The following is a 14,936-nucleotide window of genomic DNA, read 5'->3' as shown; positions in this document are numbered from 1 at the left end:
GGCCGGACGCAGTGAAGCCACGGTATTGCGAACGGCGGCGACGCCGCCGTGAGTTGCGAGGGCGAGCGTCTGACGCCTGACCGACGCGCTTTTTTGTAGTTCCACGTCCACGGATGTCGGTATGTACCGCGGGGTCGACCGAGCGAGGAGGGAGCGGCGGTGAGCGCGATGGCCGAGAGCCACGTCCCCATCGAGCTCATCGTGGCCGACGACGAGGAGGACGACCGGCCCGCGGTGGCCGACGGCACGCGCATCGACGTGGTCGTCAACGGGCGGATGTTTCCGACCGTCGAACTCGACGACGGTCGCTACGTCGCGTGGTGGCACGACACTGACGCGCCCGAACCGGACGACCCCACCACCGAAGAGTGGGTCGCCGCCCCGACGCGGTTCCTGGCCGCGGCGACGCTCAGAGAGCTGTGGGAGAACCCCGTCGCGTTCGAGTCGCTGCGACAGGGAGACGGTCGATCGATGCCGAAGCCGTCCGCGAACGACTGATTACTCGTCCAGTGCGGCGTTGGCGGCCGCGACGCCGGCACCCGTATCGACGTCGACGCCCTGCGCCTCCAGCGACCGCCCCAGTGCGCCCACCGTCTGGAGGACGTTCGACGGCCGCGCGGAGTGGCCCATACAGCCGACGCGGACGATGTCGCCCGCGAGTGCGCCCAGTCCACCGGCGATCTCGATGTCGTGGTCCGCCAGCATCGTCGCCGTCAGTTCGCCCCCGTCCGCGTCGGCAGGGAGCCGCACCGCATTGAGACTCGGGAGCCAGTCGGCCTCGGCAGGGAGGATCGAGAGCCCCATCGCCTCCACGCCCGCGACGAGCGCGCCGGCCATGCGTTCGTGGCGGTCCCACCGCGCCTCGATGCCCTCCTCCGCGACGAGTCGGAGCGCCTCGCGGGCGGCGTAGAGCGTCGAGGTCATCCCGGTGTGGTGGTACGCGGGGTCGTCACCCCAGTAGCTCCAGAGGCCTTCGAGGTCGAGATACCACGAGTTCGACTGCGTCTCTCTCCCCCAGACCTTCTCGACGGCGCGCTCGGAGAACGTGATGGGGCTGGCACCCGGCGGCGCCGAGAGGCACTTCTGCGAGCCGGAGTAGACGACGTCGACGTTCCAGTCGTCGGTGCGGAACTCGACGCCCCCCAGTGAGGCGACGGTGTCGACGATGACGTACGCGTCGTGGTCGTGTGCGACGTCGACGATGGCGTCGATGTCGCCCTGTTTGACCCCGGTCGAGGTCTCGCCGTGGACGATGCCGACGACGCGCGGCTGGTGGTCGGCGAAGGCGGCCTCGATGTCCGCGACGGAGAGCGGTTCGCCCCACGGTGCGTCGACGGTGGCGACGTCGCCGCCCGCACGGTCGGCCATCTCGCCCATCCGCTGTCCGAAGTAGCCGTTGTCCGGCACGAGAACGGTCTCGCCGGGCTCGACGAGGTTGCCGAACGCACACTCCATCGCCGCCGACCCCGTCCCGGAGACGGCGAGCGTGTGTTCGTTGTCGGTCTGGAGGAGGTATCTGAGGCCGGCCTGCACGTCGTTCATCACGTCCACGAACGTGGGGTCGAGGTAGCCGACGAGCGGGGTCGCCATCGCGCGGAGCACGCGGGGATGGACGTCGCTCGGACCCGGACCCATCAGCGTCCGGTCAGCCGGCACGAGTTCGTCGATGTCGGGCGCTTCCATACCGGCAGAAGGGGCCAGGAGACCAAAAAAGGACCAGCGACCACGATGCACGGTGACACGGCTCGGCCCTCGACGACGAGGCAACCCTTAAGCCCGCGGCTGGGCTGAGTCGAAGCATGACGCGCGCAGTCATCGCGGGCGCTGATTCTGACGGGCTCGGGGACGCGCTGACCGCCGAGGGTGTCGAAGTGTCACGGGCCACGGGCACCGCCGACCGCCCCGCACTCGAGGACGCGGGCATCGTCGACGCGGACGTGCTCGTGATCACCGACGCCGGGCTCGCCACGTCGATTCCGGTGGCGAAGGACCTCAACCCGGAGGTTCGCGTGGTCGTCTACGCGCACGACTCGCTGCCGGAGTTCGCGAAGGGGCAGGCCGGCCACATCCTCGACCCGAACCTGCTCGAACCGGCCTTCGTCGCAGAAGAGGTCGCCGCGAACGGCGCGCAGTAGGTACTGTCGGACGTCAGGGCAGGCTCGACCGCACGACTGCGTGCGGTCGACCTGGGCAGGCACGACAGTACCGATGCGTCAGGGCGCCGTCGCCGCTTCGAGTTCCTCGCCGAGTTCCGCGAGTCGCACCGCCCCGTTCCGGACGAACGGGGTGCCGTGGCCCATCGCCAGCACCTCGACGGCGGGCTCCTGGTCCGCGAGATAGTGGATGGAGTCGTGCACGCGGTCGGTGTCGTAGCTGATGTGCCACGGCGAGGCCCGGAGCTTCCCGCTGCGCTCCATGACGAGGTCCCCGACGAACGCGACGCTCAGTTCCTCGCTGACGTACGCCGTGTGGCCGGGCGTGTGGCCGGGCGTGTGGAACGCCGTGAACGAGCCGATGGTGTCGCCGTCCGCGACGCTCTTGACCTGTCGCCCCGGTCTGGCGACGAGCGTTCCGGCGACGCGCTGGAGGGCGCCCTTCCGGTTGCCGAACGGGGGTTTCTCGTCGCCGACGTAGAAGCCGACGTCGCCAGCACCCATGTAGATGGGCGCGTCGGTACCGAGCTTCGAGAGGGCGCCGACGTGGTCGAGGTCGTAGTGTGTGACGAGGATCCGCTCGATGTCGCCGACGATGAACCCAGCCTCCTCGACGGCCCGCCGGATGGTGCCGGCGTCGTTGGGCCAGCCCGCGTCGACGAGCGTGAGGACGTCGTCGTCTGCGAGGTAGGCGTTGACGCTCCCGCAGTCGATACGCCACACCCCCTCGCGAAGTTCGGTGACCATACCGGGGGTTGGTGACGAACTAACTTATACCGTGGCGCCGCCGGGGCGCTGCCGGGACGCTAGAATGGTAGGCCGCCGCGGACCATCCCCCACAGCGCCTTCCCCTTGTTGGGGCGGCGGGCCCGGCGCATCTCCTCGGGGGTGAGTTCGAAGTCGAAGATGTCCATGTTCGCCTGCAGATGCTCGTGGGAGGTGGCCTTCGGGATGGTGCAGACGCCTTCCTGCTGGACGAGCCAGCGGAGCGCGACCTGTGCGGCGGACTTGCCGTAGCGGCGCCCGATGGCTTCGAGGACGGGGTCGTCGATGGCCTGGCCGTGAGCGAGCGGGCTGTACGCGGTGACGAGCACGTCGTGGATGTTGCAGTAGTCGAGGAGTGCCGACTGGAGCCAGTACGGCGAGAACTGCACCTGGTCGGCGAAGATGGGCGCGTCCGACAGCTCGCGCGCCTCGTGGAGCCGGTCGACGTCGAAGTTCGAGACGCCGATGTGCTCGACTTTGCCGGCGGCGACGAGTTCGTTCATCGCGTCGAGCGTCTCGGCGACGGGCACCCCGGGGCGAGGGGCGTGGATGAGCAGGAGATCGATGGTGTCGGTGTCGAGGCGGGCGAGCGACGCCTCGGTGGAGCGAAGCACGTCGTCGTACCGGCGGTTGTCCCAGTCGAGTTTCGTGACGAGGAAGACGTCCTCGCGGTCGACGGGGCTGTCGCGGATGGCGTCGCCGACCTGCCGCTCGTTGCCGTACGCCTGTGCGGTGTCGATGTGTCGGTAGCCGAGCTGGAGGGCGGCGGAGACGGTCGCGTAACACTGCTCGCCGGTGAGACGCCAGGTGCCGAGCCCCAGCGCGGGGACGTCGACGCCCTGAACGGAGACGTGGTCCATGTCGGTCGAACGCGCCCCGGCGGAAAGTACGTGCCGACCGACGTGAGGGTTGCCGGCTCGCGTCGCGGCGGCGGGAGGGACGCCAGCGCGTGTCGCTCAGGGGTCGAGCCCGTAGAGGGCCGCGCGGGCGAACACGAGCACGGGGATGATTTCGAGCCGGCCGACCCACATGTTGAAGAGGAACATCACCTCTGCGAGCCGGGGCATCGTGGGGCCGGTGATGCCCGTCGAGAGCCCGACGTTCCCCTGTGCGGACGCGACCTCGAACAGCGCGTCGGCGTAGGAGAACCCGGACGCGACGTTCACGAGCAGCAGGCTGGAGGCGAGCAGCACGATGACCCAGAGGAACGAGACGATGGCGGCCTCGGAGAACTCCCGCTCCATCGCGTCGCGTCTGAGCGTGCGGTCGCCGATAGTGGTGGTGACGACGGCGTTCGCCGGGAGGAACACGCGGTGGAACTGCCAGCGGATCCCCTTGGCGATGGTGTAGCCACGGATGATCTTGATGCCACCCACGGTCGACCCGGCGGCGCCGCCGAGCGTCATCGCCACGCTCACCACGAGTTTCCCGCCGTCGGACCAGTTCCCGATGGGCGACGACTGGAACCCTGTGCAGGTGAGCGCGCTCACGAACTGGAAGACGGCGTCGCGGCCCGCGTCGAGTTCACCGACCGACACCAGGGACGCGAGCGCGGCGGGCACCTCGACGACGGCGCCGAAGCCGTCGCCGGGTGCGGTGAACACGGCGTTCTGGAGCACCAGGAGGAGCGAGCCGGCGGCGAGCAGCACGAACAGCCACTTCGTCTGGAGGTCACCGACGAGCCGGCCGAAGTCCCGGTCCCTGAGGACGGCGTAGTGAATCGGGAACGCGATGGCGCCGAGCGTCATCACCGGGAGGAGCACCGTCTCGATGAGCGGGCTGTTGTACGTTCCGATGGAGTTGTCCGTGACGGAGAACCCGCCGGTCGAGAGCCCGGTCATCGCGTGGTTGAGCGCCTGCCAGCCGGCCTCCCACAAGGGGAGTCGCGAGCCGTACGGCGAGGCGACGATGGCGAGAAAGAGGACAGCCACCGAGAGGACGGTGTACGCGACGAAGATCTTCCAGACCGTCCGGACCGTCGAGACGATGCTGGGGTGAATCTTCTCCTCGCGGGCCTCAGAGCGGTACAGCGCGTAACTGCCCGACCCCGGACGCGCGAGGATGGAGACGGTGAGGACGATGACACCCACGCCGCCGACCCACTGGATGAACGACCGCCACCACTGGACCGCCCGAGGGAGCGACGGCTCGTGGACGGCCATCGTGAGCCCCGAGCCGGTCCATCCGGACATCGACTCGAACAGCGCGTGCAGCGGGTGACGGAAGTAGACGAGGGAGGAGCGGGAGGAGACGCCGAGGACGGTCGCCGGCTCCCAACCTGCGCCCGCGGGAACGAACGCCACGTAGGCCTCGACGGGCGTGAAGTGCGCGGCCAGCAGGAGCGGGAGCGCCCCGAAGACCGCCGTCGTGAACCAGCCCGCGGCGGCGATGACCATCCCGTGTTTCATCAGCGGGGCGGGCGCGTCGTCGAACCGCCACCGGACGAACCCGCCGACGCTCGCGGTGAGCCCGCCCGCGGTGAGGAACGCCAGCGCGACCGTCCACTCGCGGAAGGCGAGCGCGACCAGCACGCTGACCGACATCATCAGCGCCTGGATGAGCAGTAGCGAGCCCACGTCGCGGACGATGGTGGCGAGGTCCGCCGAGAGCCCGTTCACACCGGTGCGCCGGCTCATCCCTCAGTGGTCCTCGTAGTGGCCGAACACGTCGGTCACCTCGGGCGTCGCCCCCTCCGCGGAGTAGACCGTGAGGAGGTCGCCCGGCTCGATGTGCGTGCCGCCGCGCGGGGTAATCGGGGAGCCCTCGCCGTCACGCTCGATGGCGACGACGAGCATGTCGCTGCGGAGGAGGCCCCCGTCCGCGGCCTCCGCGAGCGTCAGCCCGGCGATGGGCGCGCGCTCGCCGACGATGATCTCGAACACCTCCGCCTGCTCGCCGATGCGCATGTAGTCGACGAGCGAGGGGCGCTTGACCGCGCGGTAGAGGTAGTCCGCGATGAGCCGCTGGGGGTTCTGCATCGTGTTGACGCCGATGCGCTCGAACAGCCCCATGTGCTGGGGGTCGTGGACCACGCTCACGATTTCGGGCACCTCGAGTTCGCCCGCGAGCAGGCTGACCATGATGTTGGTCGCGTCCTGGTCGGTCGTCGAGATGATAGCGTCCGCGCGGTCGGCGCCCGCGTCGACGAGCGTCTCCTTCAGCGTCGCGTCGGCCTCGATGACGAGACAGTCGAAGGTGGTCGCCGCGCGGTCGGCCCGCTCGGGGTCGTTCTCGACGACGACGACCTCGTTGCCACCCCGGGTGGCGATCTCGATGAGCGGGGTACCGATGTCGCCCGCGCCGACGATGACGATATACATCCGGCCGTCGGTACTCGGGGGGCTACTGAAAACCTACCCATTCAGTCGACCGTCAGCGCGTACGCCTTCTCGCGTTCGTACACCCGGCGGAAGCAGTCCTCGACGAAGTCTGCGAGGTGCTTCGGGTCTGCAATCGCAGAGACGAACACCGTCCCATCGGGCGCCTTCCTAGTCTCCGGCTGTTTCACCTTGAACACGGGGTACTCGGCGAGGAGGTCGTCGAGGCGGTCGCGGGCGGCCGGCGAGACCGACAGTTCCAGCAGCCGGTCGTCGTACGCGAGGCGAACGCCATCGGCGTGGAACACGGCCGGTGTGCCCTGCTTCCGGTGGGTCAGCACGGCGCTGACGACGAGCTTCCGACGGTCGGTGGGGGTGGTGGCCGGCTCGGCCATGGTCGGGGTTCGGCGCCGGGGCTGAAAACCCCTCGCGTCACGGTGGCGACCTCACGCCCGGGCCCACACCCGGAACCACGCCGGTTCGGGCTCGACCGACTCGACGGTGAACCCGGCGTCGCGGAGCCGGTCGGCGAACGGCTCCGGTTCGTGGAAGACGAAGAGCCGCCCCGTGTCGGTGTCGTAGCCGTACGTGTGCTCCATCGCCCCCTCCGCCCCGGGTTTCATCGAGGTGAACAGCGTGCCACCGGGACGGCAGACCCGGTGGAGTTCTGTGAGCGCGTCGTCGAGCGACTCGTCCGGAACGTGGATGAGCGACGCGACGGCCCAGACGCCGTCGACGCTGTCGTCGCGGAGGGGGAGCGAGCGCAGGTCACCCTGGACGAGGAGGGCATCGGGGGCCTCCAGGGTAGCGAGCCGGAGTTGGCCCCCAGCGAAGTCGACGCCGACGACCCGTGCGCCGCGCTCGGTCAACCAGTCGGCGTCCCGCCCGGGGCCACAGCCGGCGTCGAGGACACGAGGGTGGTCGGGCAGCGCGTCGACGAGCCGGTCCATCGCGGGGAGGAGCGCATCGATGTCGCCGGTCCGCTCGTGGTACGTCTCGGCGACGGCGTCGTACGTCCGGCGGGTGCGGTCGACGGGGTCCATGCGAACCTCGTGTCTGCGCACCGACTCGAAGCTTCCGCAAAAGTCGGCGCGTTTCTTCAACGTTTTACGGACCCCCCGCGAAGCCGCTGACATGAGCCAGCCACGCGTACTGCTGCTCGGCGCGCCGGGTGCCGGAAAAGGCACACAGAGCAAGCGAATCGTCGACGAGTACAGTGTCGACCACATCACGACCGGGGACGCCCTCCGTGCGAACAAGGGGATGGACATCTCCGAGCTGGGCCTGGAGTACGACACGCCCGGCGAGTACATGGACGCGGGCGAACTCGTGCCCGACGCCGTCGTCAACGAAATCGTCGTCACCGCACTCGAAGAGGCCGACGGCTTCGTCCTCGACGGCTACCCCCGCAACATCGACCAAGCGGAGTTCCTCGACGAGCGGACGGAGCTCGACGTCATCCTCGTGTTCGACGTGAGCGAGGAGGAGCTGGTCGACCGGCTCACCGGCCGGCGGGTCTGCTCGGAGTGCGGTGCGAACTACCACGTCGAGTTCGACCAGCCCGAGGTCGAGGGCGTCTGTGACGAGTGTGGCGGTGAGCTCGTCCAGCGCGAGGACGATACCGAGGAGACCGTCCGCGAGCGCCTCCGGGTGTTCCGCGAGAACACCGAACCGGTCATCGAATACTACGATGGCACCGAGGCGTTCGCCGAGGTCGACGGCGAGGGAACGCCCGATGAGGTCTGGGCGAACGTGCAGGCGGCCATCGACGAGCGCGTCTGAGTTTCAGACCCGCTCCCGGGCTACTCCGGGTCACGATAGGTTCTTGTACCCCCACCCGCGACTCGGAGGTATGTACGACGACGAGTTCGGTGACTTCGACGACGGTGCACCTGGCGACGAGGTGCTGCAGGTAGTAGAGCGGAGCGACGGCGTCACCACGCGCAGCGTGGCGGCGGCGATGGCCCTCCCCGAGGATGAGGCCGAAGAGCGACTGGAGGCGCTCCGGGCGAGCGGTGAGGTCGAACAGGACACCGACGGCTACTGGTTCGTCCCCGAGCAGGCGGGCGCGGACGACCCCTACGTCTTCTGACCCCCGACAGACCTTTCTCACGCTCGCCTGAGCTGTAGGTATGGACCTCTCGGAGGGAGACGTCGTCACGGTGACCCGCACGTTCGAGCACCGCGACGTCCGACAGTTCGCCGAGGCGACTGGTGACCGCGGCGACCACCACCTCGAGGCGGACGAGGCGGGACGGCTGCTCGTCCACGGGCTGTTGACGGCGTCACTCGCCGCCGAAGTCGGCGGACGGTACAACGTCCTCGCGCGGACGATGACCTACCGGTTCCGCAAGCCCGTCTACACCGGCGAGACGGTCCGGTGTGCGACACAGTTCCCCACCGTCGAGCCGCGCGAGGACGGCTGGGAGGTCGCCGCGGAGCTGGAGTACGTCCGCGAGGACGACGGCGCAGTCGTGTTGACGGGGTCGTTCGACGGCGTCATCAGGGCGGAGCCGTCGGACGCGACCTGAGCATGAGCACGGGAGTAAAAGGTTCAAGAGCGCGCGATTGCAAAGAGGGGTAATGGCACGAATAGCTGGGAAGGTCGAGGACCTCGTCCGGGAGGACCGCGAGATGCGGGACTCCATCGAGTACCTCCTCGAACAGGACGACCCCGTGGAGTGGGGGGCCGTGTCCGACGAGCTCACCAGTGGGCAGTGGGGTCGACTCATCGAGAAGGGCATTCTCGTGGACGCGAACGACGGCGACGGGTTCAACCTGGCCGACCGGGACGCCATCCGCTCGGCGCTCGAGGACGACGACATCGACCTGCCGGAGGTCGAAGACGACTCCTCGTGGTCGAAGTACGACAAGCTCGCGGCGCTCGGTGCCGTCGGGCTGTTCGCAGGCTACTCCATCGCCTCGGTGCGCAACGCCATCGGCTCCACGATCGACATCTTCCTCGGGCCGCTCGACCAGGTGCTCCCGTTCTACGCGGTCGTCCTCGTGTTGGCGACGTTCACCGGGCTCTACTCCACGCTGCTGCAGGCGAACCTCATGGACATGGACAAGATGTCCGAGTACCAGCAGCGCATGAAGGACATCCAGGAGCGCCGCAAGGAGGCGCAGGAGCGCGGTGACGACGACGAGCTCGACAAGATCCAGGAGGAGCAGATGGAGGCGATGGGCGACAACCTCGGGATGTTCAAAGAGCAGTTCCGCCCGATGGTGTGGATCATGCTGCTCACGATTCCGGTGTTCCTCTGGATGTACTGGATGATCCTCACGCCGCAGGCCGTCCTGCCCGAGACGTTCATCATGCCGCTGGTCGGTGAGGTGACGTGGAAGCAGGGCATCCTCGGGCCACTGCAGGCGTGGATCGTCTGGTACTTCCTGTGTTCGATGAGCTTCACACAGCTCATCCGGAAGGCGCTGAACATCCAGACGACGCCGACGTAATCGGCCCACCCGCTTCACACTGGGCCGCACGCGAGCGGCCCACACGGGGCCGATGAAGAGTAATCCATTTTAGGGCGACCGCCCGAGAGGGAACATGCTGATTACCATCTCGGGCCCTGCCGGGAGTGGGAAGTCCACGGCGGCGAAGGCGCTCGCCGCCCGCCTGGGCTACGACCACGTCTCCGGGGGCGACATCTTCCGCGACCTCGCCGCCGAGAAGGGGATGACCCCGCTCGAACTCAACAAGCACGCCGAGACCGACGACCAGATCGACCGGGACCTCGACCGCCGCCTCCGCGACGTTGCCGCCGAGCGAGACGACCTCGTGCTCGAATCGCGACTCGCGGGCTGGATGGCCGGCGAACACGCGGACTTCCGCGTGTGGCTCGACGCGCCGATCGGCGTGCGCGCCCAGCGGATCTCCGAACGCGAGGACAAACCCACGGAGCTCGCGGAGACCGAGACGCGCGAGCGCGCCGAGAGCGAGGCCAAGCGCTACGAGGAGTACTACGGCATCGACATCCACGACCTCTCCATCTACGACCTCGTGTTGAACACCTCGCGGCTCGACCCCGACGGGGTCGTCGAGGCCATCGCCGCCGTCGTCGAAGCGTACAACCCTGAGGGCGACGAGGGGAAGACCCCGGTCACCGTCGACTACGAGTTCTGAGATGCGCGGCGACCCCACCGAGCGCTCAGCCGAGGAACTGCTCGCCTTCGGGGTCGTCAACCTCGATAAACCGCCCGGCCCCTCCGCCCACCAAGTCGCAGGCTGGGTCCGCGACATGACCGGGCAGGAGCGAGCAGCCCACTCCGGCACGCTCGACCCCAAAGTTACGGGCTGTCTCCCCACCCTGCTCGGCGACGCGACCCGCGCCGCCCAGGTGTTCGACGACGCCGTCAAGGAGTACGTCACGGTGCTGGAGTGTCACCGCCCGGTGCCCGCCGACTTCGAGTCCGTGGCCGCCGAGTTCGAAGGGGAGATCTACCAGAAGCCGCCGCGTAAGAGCGCGGTTTCACGGCGACTGCGGACGCGCCGGATTCACGACCTCGAGGTGCTGGAGACCGAAGAACGCCGGGCGCTGCTGCGAGTTCGCTGTGCGTCCGGGACCTACATCCGGAAGCTCTGTCACGACCTCGGGCTCGCGCTCGGGACGGGAGCACACATGGGGCATCTGCGCCGAACCGGAACAGGGCCGTTCGACGACACGGACCTCCACACCCTCCACGACCTCCAGGACGCCGTGACCGAGTGGCGTGAGACCGGCGACGAGACGTGGCTTCGCGAGGTCGTCGACCCCGCCGAGCGCGCGCTGGAGGGGATTCCGCGCGTGACGGTCGCACCGAGCGCCGCCGAACAGATACGCGAGGGCGCCCCGGTGTACGCCCCCGGTATCATCGACAGCGAGACCGACGAGCCGGGAACGTTCGTCGCGTGTTACACGCCCGACGGTGCGGCCGTCTGTCTGGGGACGCTCGTCGGCGACCCCGCCGCCGAATCGGGCGAGGCAGTGGCGCTCGAACGCGTGCTGGTGTAGCCCGAAAACGAAGCCCTTAACCCGAGAACCGTACTCGACTCACATGCAAGGGACCGTGGGGTAGTGGTATCCTCTGCGGATGGGGTCCGTAGGACCCGAGTTCAATTCTCGGCGGTCCCATACGGTTTTAACTGATTTAGCGGCTGCTTTCGCACAAACGTCCAGTTTTTTGAGGTGCCGCCATGTCTGAGGTTCGGCCTCGCGTCGACCTCGACAGCCTCGACGCCCCCATCTGCGACACCTGCGGCTGCCGCATCGACCAGCCCGACCAGGACTGCCCAGCACGCTCCGATGGGGTGTGTGCGCCGTGAGCGCTGACTCCGCGAGTGGCGACACCTCCCTCGCCGAGGTCGCCGAGGAGGACGCCACACAGACCGTGTTCGTCATCGACCAACCCGGTGTCGACGCCGTCATCGCCGTCAACCACCACGCCGAGGTCGGCGCCGTCGAGGCACTTGCCGAAGAACTGTCCGACGATCTCGTCAACGCGGTCGAGCAGTGTGCGCATCTGAATCGGCGGAACCATCGCTACGACCGAGGTGGTGGCAAGTGACGCGCGTCCTCGACTTCGAGGCCGCCCGCGGCGACGGCGACAGCTGGCAGCGCGCCGACCCACGAAACGCCGTCATCCAGCGGCTTCGCTACGACCAGTTCGGTATCGCCCTCGACGATGCCGAGGACGCCCACGTCGTCACGCTCCGGCACGAAGGCCGCGGCTACGTCGGCGAGTGCGACTGCAAGGGCTACACGTTCCACCGCGGCCCGTGTGCCCACCTCGCGACGCTCCGCAAAGCCGAGTTCATCGGTGCGAACATGGCAGACGGCCAGCCCGTCGTGATTCCCGACGAGATCGACAAGTTCGACCACGACATCGAGCAGGCGCTCGCCGACGGAGGTGAGCGACTGTGAGCGACGATCACCAGCGCCGATTTGCAGCACTCCGTAGTATCTCCCGCAGCCCCGCCCGCGTGAGCCCCATCCCCGCGACGGTGTGGGGGGGGTGGCGACTACGTATTGCTCAACCCGGCGCCGTGTGCGTATTCACGGCGTAGTCGGTCGCGTAGTCGCTCCGGAGGTGTCCGAGCATGAGCAAGGACATCGAGAGCAACCCCAGCCGCATCTCGTTCAACCCGAAGGGCGTCGACATCAGCGCGCTCGACGAAATCGCTGACCAGCGCGACGTGAGCCGCGCCGAGTTGATTCGGACGCAACTCCGCGAGCTCGTCGCGCAGCACGCCGCCTCCGACGGCGGCAGCACCGACCTCCACACTCCCGACAACGAGGAACTCGCCGACGCCTACGAGAAGCTCGTCGCGCTCTCGAACCACCCGATGGGCACCATCAAGGTGCCCGTCGAGGAGGCGAAACAGCAGCTCTGGACGCAGCAGTGCCCGAAGGACAGCGTGAAATCGCGACTGCTCGAACCGCTCGCGAAACAGGGCTTCATCTCGGTGAAGGCCGCCCGCATCACCGTCCACCGGCGGACGGAGGGACAAGTCGCTGCCGCCGAAGAAGAAGCCGACACTGAGTTCGAGCGCCTGGAGGCCAGCGACAACTTGCGCCTGTCCCGCTCGCTGTCCGAGGAAGAACAGCAACTCCGAAAGTACCAGCACGCCGGCCTCAACGCCCCGTTCCGACTCGTCGGGTGGGTCGCCAGTCGGACACTCTGGAGCGACGACAGCGAGGTACGAGCATGAGCCACGATAATTCCGACACCGAGCAGCGCGAATCGGCCGAGCAATCTCGGAGTGGAATCGAGCATGAGCTTACCGCGAGATGGGAGTCAGTGACAGCCGACGGCAATAGAGTCGATCTCCCGCAGCGAAACGGGAGGGCACCCGCCGGGGGAGACGGGTGGGTTGTTTCTGCTGCCGGATATGGTCAGTCAGGAAGACCTCCCGCATATATGAGGGATAAACTCTGTAATAAAGTTTGTTTCAGCAAATTGAGTGTCAGAAAATTTCTCCAGAAAGTAACGGCGAGCTCACGACGAGAACTCGACTGCATCACACACCACCCGCATCTCGCCGCAGAATCCCTGCAGCAGACAATCGCCTTCGCTATCCACGAGGTGAGCGATACGTGACCAACACCGAACGCTACGAGGACGTTCCACTCGCCTACGGCTACGACGGTGACGATCTCGTCGCCGAGCTGTGGACCGTCGACATTGTTCGCGAGTGGGAAGCGTCGCCGAACTACCGCGTCGAGCGAACGCATCGAGGGAGCGAGGTGCTCGCCTGATGTCCGGCGAACCCTACCGCTACCGGTGTCTCGACTGCGGTTCCGTCGCCGTCCGGCGGACGACTTCGTCCCGGCGGCCCGCCGGCAAGCGCTATCCCTCCGGTGGCGCTGGGGTGAGTGCAGCTCGCGCCGATACCGACGCAGACTACTACTGCCCGAAGTGCGACCAGCGCTTCCACGCCGTCGAAGACGCCATCACCGGCGCCCCAGCCCAACCCACCATCATCTAAATCTCATCAAACTCTGCCGTTCGTATTGCTCAGTGGCGATTCTCAATTGCGAATGTAAATCGCGTGCTGAAGATAGAAGGCGAAGTTACCGACGAGGATCCTGTCTGATTCGATTAATGTTTGGATGGCCGTGCTGAATACATAGCGCGAATCGGTCACCAGCGAGGATTCACAATCGGCAGATAGCATCGTTCGATCTGGAGGCGCGAGTCACCACTGGACCATGGTCAGCCTATAGTTTGTCAGGTCCCTCGTGAGAAATTTCGAGAGTGCAGCCGGAGATGGCGAGAACTATCAGCGACGGGTCCCCATGAGTCACTCGCCCTAGAAAATCGCCGAAATATGCTCAAGTACCGGCAGTGCCCGTGGGTGTCCCTTGTAGACGACGTCGCCTGCACGCTGGTCGTACTCCAGCCACTTCCGAGATTCGAGCTTGGGCAGATGATTGTGTACCAGTTCGAGTCTGATTTGTCGTCGATTCGGATGGGCGATGCGGGACTCTAGTTCAGTTGCAAGCGACTCGACTGTCGTTGTTTGGAGTAGGGAGTTGGTTTCAAACGCTCGTATCGTTTCCCTCCTGACTTCGTGACTAAGCGTCTGAAAAATATCATCACATTCATTCGGCGACACAGGGGAATTGGCCGTCGGTGCCATGCTGATTCACTCTATCTGCGGACGGAAAAAGACGCAATTCAGTTTTCGCCGTTCATTCACTTGTGCCAGATGGTCTTCCAGTAGCAAACGTGGAACGACTGAAACACAACCGTTACACATCGTCAAGTAATGCGAAGGTATTCTCAGAGTTGCGGGTCTTCAAGTGAGATGGCACCTGATTCTCGAATTGTTACCAAGTAGCCTGCATAGGAGAACCGCACTTGAAGCTTTGAGTCGGGATTCGTGGTTTCGTGTTCGAATATTGCCTCAAGAGCGTCTGGATCTATGGATTCATACAACGGCGGGAGCGCTTCTCCTGCGACTCCCTTTCGTTCGGCAACGGTTGAGACCACTCTTGCGGACAACCCCCCACTTCGAGTCATAAATGAGCATGTCCTACAACCCGATAATGAATCTTCTGCCTCGTTTTTGGTGATTTACACCGAATACTTCCCTCACCTCGATAGCCAAGGTTCGAAGCCACTCACATCCGATGGAACCAGTGATCTAAGCACCGACGAAAATCACTGCAGTTGAAACCAAGTAGCACACAACGAACCCGTGCTGAATTCAGCC

At 66.5% G+C, this 14,936-nt stretch carries 23 protein-coding genes and 1 tRNA gene; 15 read left to right on the top strand and 9 right to left on the bottom strand.

The genetic code is table 11. The annotated features are described in order from the left end of the window. The first annotated feature begins 168 nt into the window (after window positions 1–168). On the top strand, window positions 169–498 hold the full coding sequence (locus tag NL126_RS13490) for a hypothetical protein (RefSeq protein WP_255198847.1): 330 nt from the start codon (window positions 169–171) through the stop codon (window positions 496–498). On the opposite strand, the gene NL126_RS13485 is transcribed toward NL126_RS13490, so the two are convergent. Continuing rightward, window positions 499–1,683: a pyridoxal-phosphate-dependent aminotransferase family protein gene (locus tag NL126_RS13485; RefSeq protein ID WP_255195398.1), complete on the bottom strand. Its 1,185-nt coding sequence runs from the start codon at window positions 1,681–1,683 to the stop codon at window positions 499–501. It abuts the gene before it with no gap. Between the two features lie 116 nt (window positions 1,684–1,799). Between NL126_RS13485 and NL126_RS13480 the strand changes: the two genes are divergently transcribed. Beyond that, entirely contained in the window at window positions 1,800–2,135 is a 336-nt protein-coding gene (locus NL126_RS13480) for a DUF7126 family protein (RefSeq protein ID WP_255195397.1), read from the top strand. 78 nt (window positions 2,136–2,213) lie between these two features. Here NL126_RS13480 and NL126_RS13475 read toward each other — a convergent pair whose 3' ends face one another. From NL126_RS13475 to NL126_RS13450, 6 genes are all read right to left on the bottom strand, one after another. Next, entirely contained in the window at window positions 2,214–2,900 is a 687-nt protein-coding gene (locus NL126_RS13475; protein ID WP_255195396.1) for an MBL fold metallo-hydrolase, read from the bottom strand. A gap of 59 nt (window positions 2,901–2,959) precedes the next feature. Then, window positions 2,960–3,778: an aldo/keto reductase gene (locus tag NL126_RS13470; RefSeq protein ID WP_255195395.1), complete on the bottom strand. Its 819-nt coding sequence runs from the start codon at window positions 3,776–3,778 to the stop codon at window positions 2,960–2,962. A 96-nt stretch (window positions 3,779–3,874) separates the two neighbouring features. Then, window positions 3,875–5,554: a potassium transporter TrkG gene (locus tag NL126_RS13465; RefSeq protein WP_255195394.1), complete on the bottom strand. Its 1,680-nt coding sequence runs from the start codon at window positions 5,552–5,554 to the stop codon at window positions 3,875–3,877. 3 nt (window positions 5,555–5,557) lie between these two features. Next, the gene (locus NL126_RS13460; protein ID WP_255195393.1) at window positions 5,558–6,238 is read right to left on the bottom strand and encodes a potassium channel family protein; all 681 of its coding nucleotides are present in this window, start codon (window positions 6,236–6,238) and stop codon (window positions 5,558–5,560) included. A 41-nt stretch (window positions 6,239–6,279) separates the two neighbouring features. Further along, window positions 6,280–6,630 (bottom strand): DUF7975 family protein, encoded by a 351-nt coding sequence (locus NL126_RS13455; protein ID WP_255195392.1) that lies wholly within the window; start codon window positions 6,628–6,630, stop codon window positions 6,280–6,282. A gap of 51 nt (window positions 6,631–6,681) precedes the next feature. Beyond that, the gene (locus NL126_RS13450) at window positions 6,682–7,278 is read right to left on the bottom strand and encodes a class I SAM-dependent methyltransferase (protein WP_255195391.1); all 597 of its coding nucleotides are present in this window, start codon (window positions 7,276–7,278) and stop codon (window positions 6,682–6,684) included. A 91-nt stretch (window positions 7,279–7,369) separates the two neighbouring features. Here NL126_RS13450 and NL126_RS13445 point away from each other — a divergent pair, with 91 nt between their 5' ends. From NL126_RS13445 to NL126_RS13385, 13 genes are all read left to right on the top strand, one after another. Next, window positions 7,370–8,017, top strand: a complete 648-nt coding sequence (locus NL126_RS13445; RefSeq protein ID WP_255195390.1) for an adenylate kinase — start codon at window positions 7,370–7,372, stop codon at window positions 8,015–8,017. Window positions 8,018–8,087: 70 nt separating this feature from the next. Beyond that, on the top strand, window positions 8,088–8,327 hold the full coding sequence (locus tag NL126_RS13440; protein WP_255195389.1) for a hypothetical protein: 240 nt from the start codon (window positions 8,088–8,090) through the stop codon (window positions 8,325–8,327). Window positions 8,328–8,367: 40 nt separating this feature from the next. Continuing rightward, entirely contained in the window at window positions 8,368–8,766 is a 399-nt protein-coding gene (locus tag NL126_RS13435; RefSeq protein WP_255195388.1) for a hotdog family protein, read from the top strand. A gap of 52 nt (window positions 8,767–8,818) precedes the next feature. Next, window positions 8,819–9,694 carry a DUF106 domain-containing protein gene (locus NL126_RS13430; protein ID WP_255195387.1) on the top strand — a complete coding sequence of 292 codons (876 nt, stop codon included), beginning with the start codon at window positions 8,819–8,821 and terminating at the stop codon, window positions 9,692–9,694. Window positions 9,695–9,788: 94 nt separating this feature from the next. Next, window positions 9,789–10,364, top strand: a complete 576-nt coding sequence (gene cmk / locus NL126_RS13425) for a (d)CMP kinase (RefSeq protein ID WP_255195386.1) — start codon at window positions 9,789–9,791, stop codon at window positions 10,362–10,364. 1 nt (window position 10,365) lies between these two features. Then, the gene (locus tag NL126_RS13420; RefSeq protein ID WP_255195385.1) at window positions 10,366–11,232 is read left to right on the top strand and encodes an RNA-guided pseudouridylation complex pseudouridine synthase subunit Cbf5; all 867 of its coding nucleotides are present in this window, start codon (window positions 10,366–10,368) and stop codon (window positions 11,230–11,232) included. 49 nt (window positions 11,233–11,281) lie between these two features. Continuing rightward, a tRNA-Pro gene (locus NL126_RS13415) sits at window positions 11,282–11,352 on the top strand. 62 nt (window positions 11,353–11,414) lie between these two features. Next, window positions 11,415–11,543 carry a hypothetical protein gene (locus NL126_RS13410; RefSeq protein ID WP_255195384.1) on the top strand — a complete coding sequence of 43 codons (129 nt, stop codon included), beginning with the start codon at window positions 11,415–11,417 and terminating at the stop codon, window positions 11,541–11,543. Next, window positions 11,540–11,785, top strand: coding sequence for a hypothetical protein (locus NL126_RS13405; RefSeq protein WP_255195383.1), 246 nt, complete (start codon window positions 11,540–11,542; stop codon window positions 11,783–11,785). The genes NL126_RS13410 and NL126_RS13405 overlap by 4 nt, the downstream gene beginning before the upstream one ends. Then, window positions 11,782–12,141, top strand: a complete 360-nt coding sequence (locus NL126_RS13400; protein WP_255195382.1) for a hypothetical protein — start codon at window positions 11,782–11,784, stop codon at window positions 12,139–12,141. Before NL126_RS13405 ends, NL126_RS13400 begins: the two co-directional genes overlap by 4 nt. A gap of 176 nt (window positions 12,142–12,317) precedes the next feature. Next, window positions 12,318–12,929, top strand: coding sequence for a hypothetical protein (locus NL126_RS13395; RefSeq protein WP_255195381.1), 612 nt, complete (start codon window positions 12,318–12,320; stop codon window positions 12,927–12,929). A 385-nt stretch (window positions 12,930–13,314) separates the two neighbouring features. Beyond that, window positions 13,315–13,476 (top strand): hypothetical protein, encoded by a 162-nt coding sequence (locus NL126_RS13390; protein ID WP_255195380.1) that lies wholly within the window; start codon window positions 13,315–13,317, stop codon window positions 13,474–13,476. Further along, entirely contained in the window at window positions 13,476–13,706 is a 231-nt protein-coding gene (locus tag NL126_RS13385) for a hypothetical protein (RefSeq protein ID WP_255195379.1), read from the top strand. Before NL126_RS13390 ends, NL126_RS13385 begins: the two co-directional genes overlap by 1 nt. Window positions 13,707–14,030: 324 nt before the next feature. On the opposite strand, the gene NL126_RS22130 is transcribed toward NL126_RS13385, so the two are convergent. Further along, entirely contained in the window at window positions 14,031–14,360 is a 330-nt protein-coding gene (locus tag NL126_RS22130) for a DUF7344 domain-containing protein (protein WP_434084144.1), read from the bottom strand. Window positions 14,361–14,503: 143 nt separating this feature from the next. Continuing rightward, entirely contained in the window at window positions 14,504–14,743 is a 240-nt protein-coding gene (gene ddfA, locus NL126_RS13380) for a DdfA family disk-determining factor (RefSeq protein WP_255195378.1), read from the bottom strand. Between the last annotated feature and the right edge of the window lie 193 nt (window positions 14,744–14,936).

It is taken from the genome of Halorarius litoreus, assembly GCF_024362405.1.
Classification (GTDB): Archaea; Halobacteriota; Halobacteria; order Halobacteriales; family Haloarculaceae; genus Halorarius; species Halorarius litoreus.
Note: the sequence above shows the minus strand (reverse complement) of the source record. Positions and strands in the feature narration are given on the sequence as shown.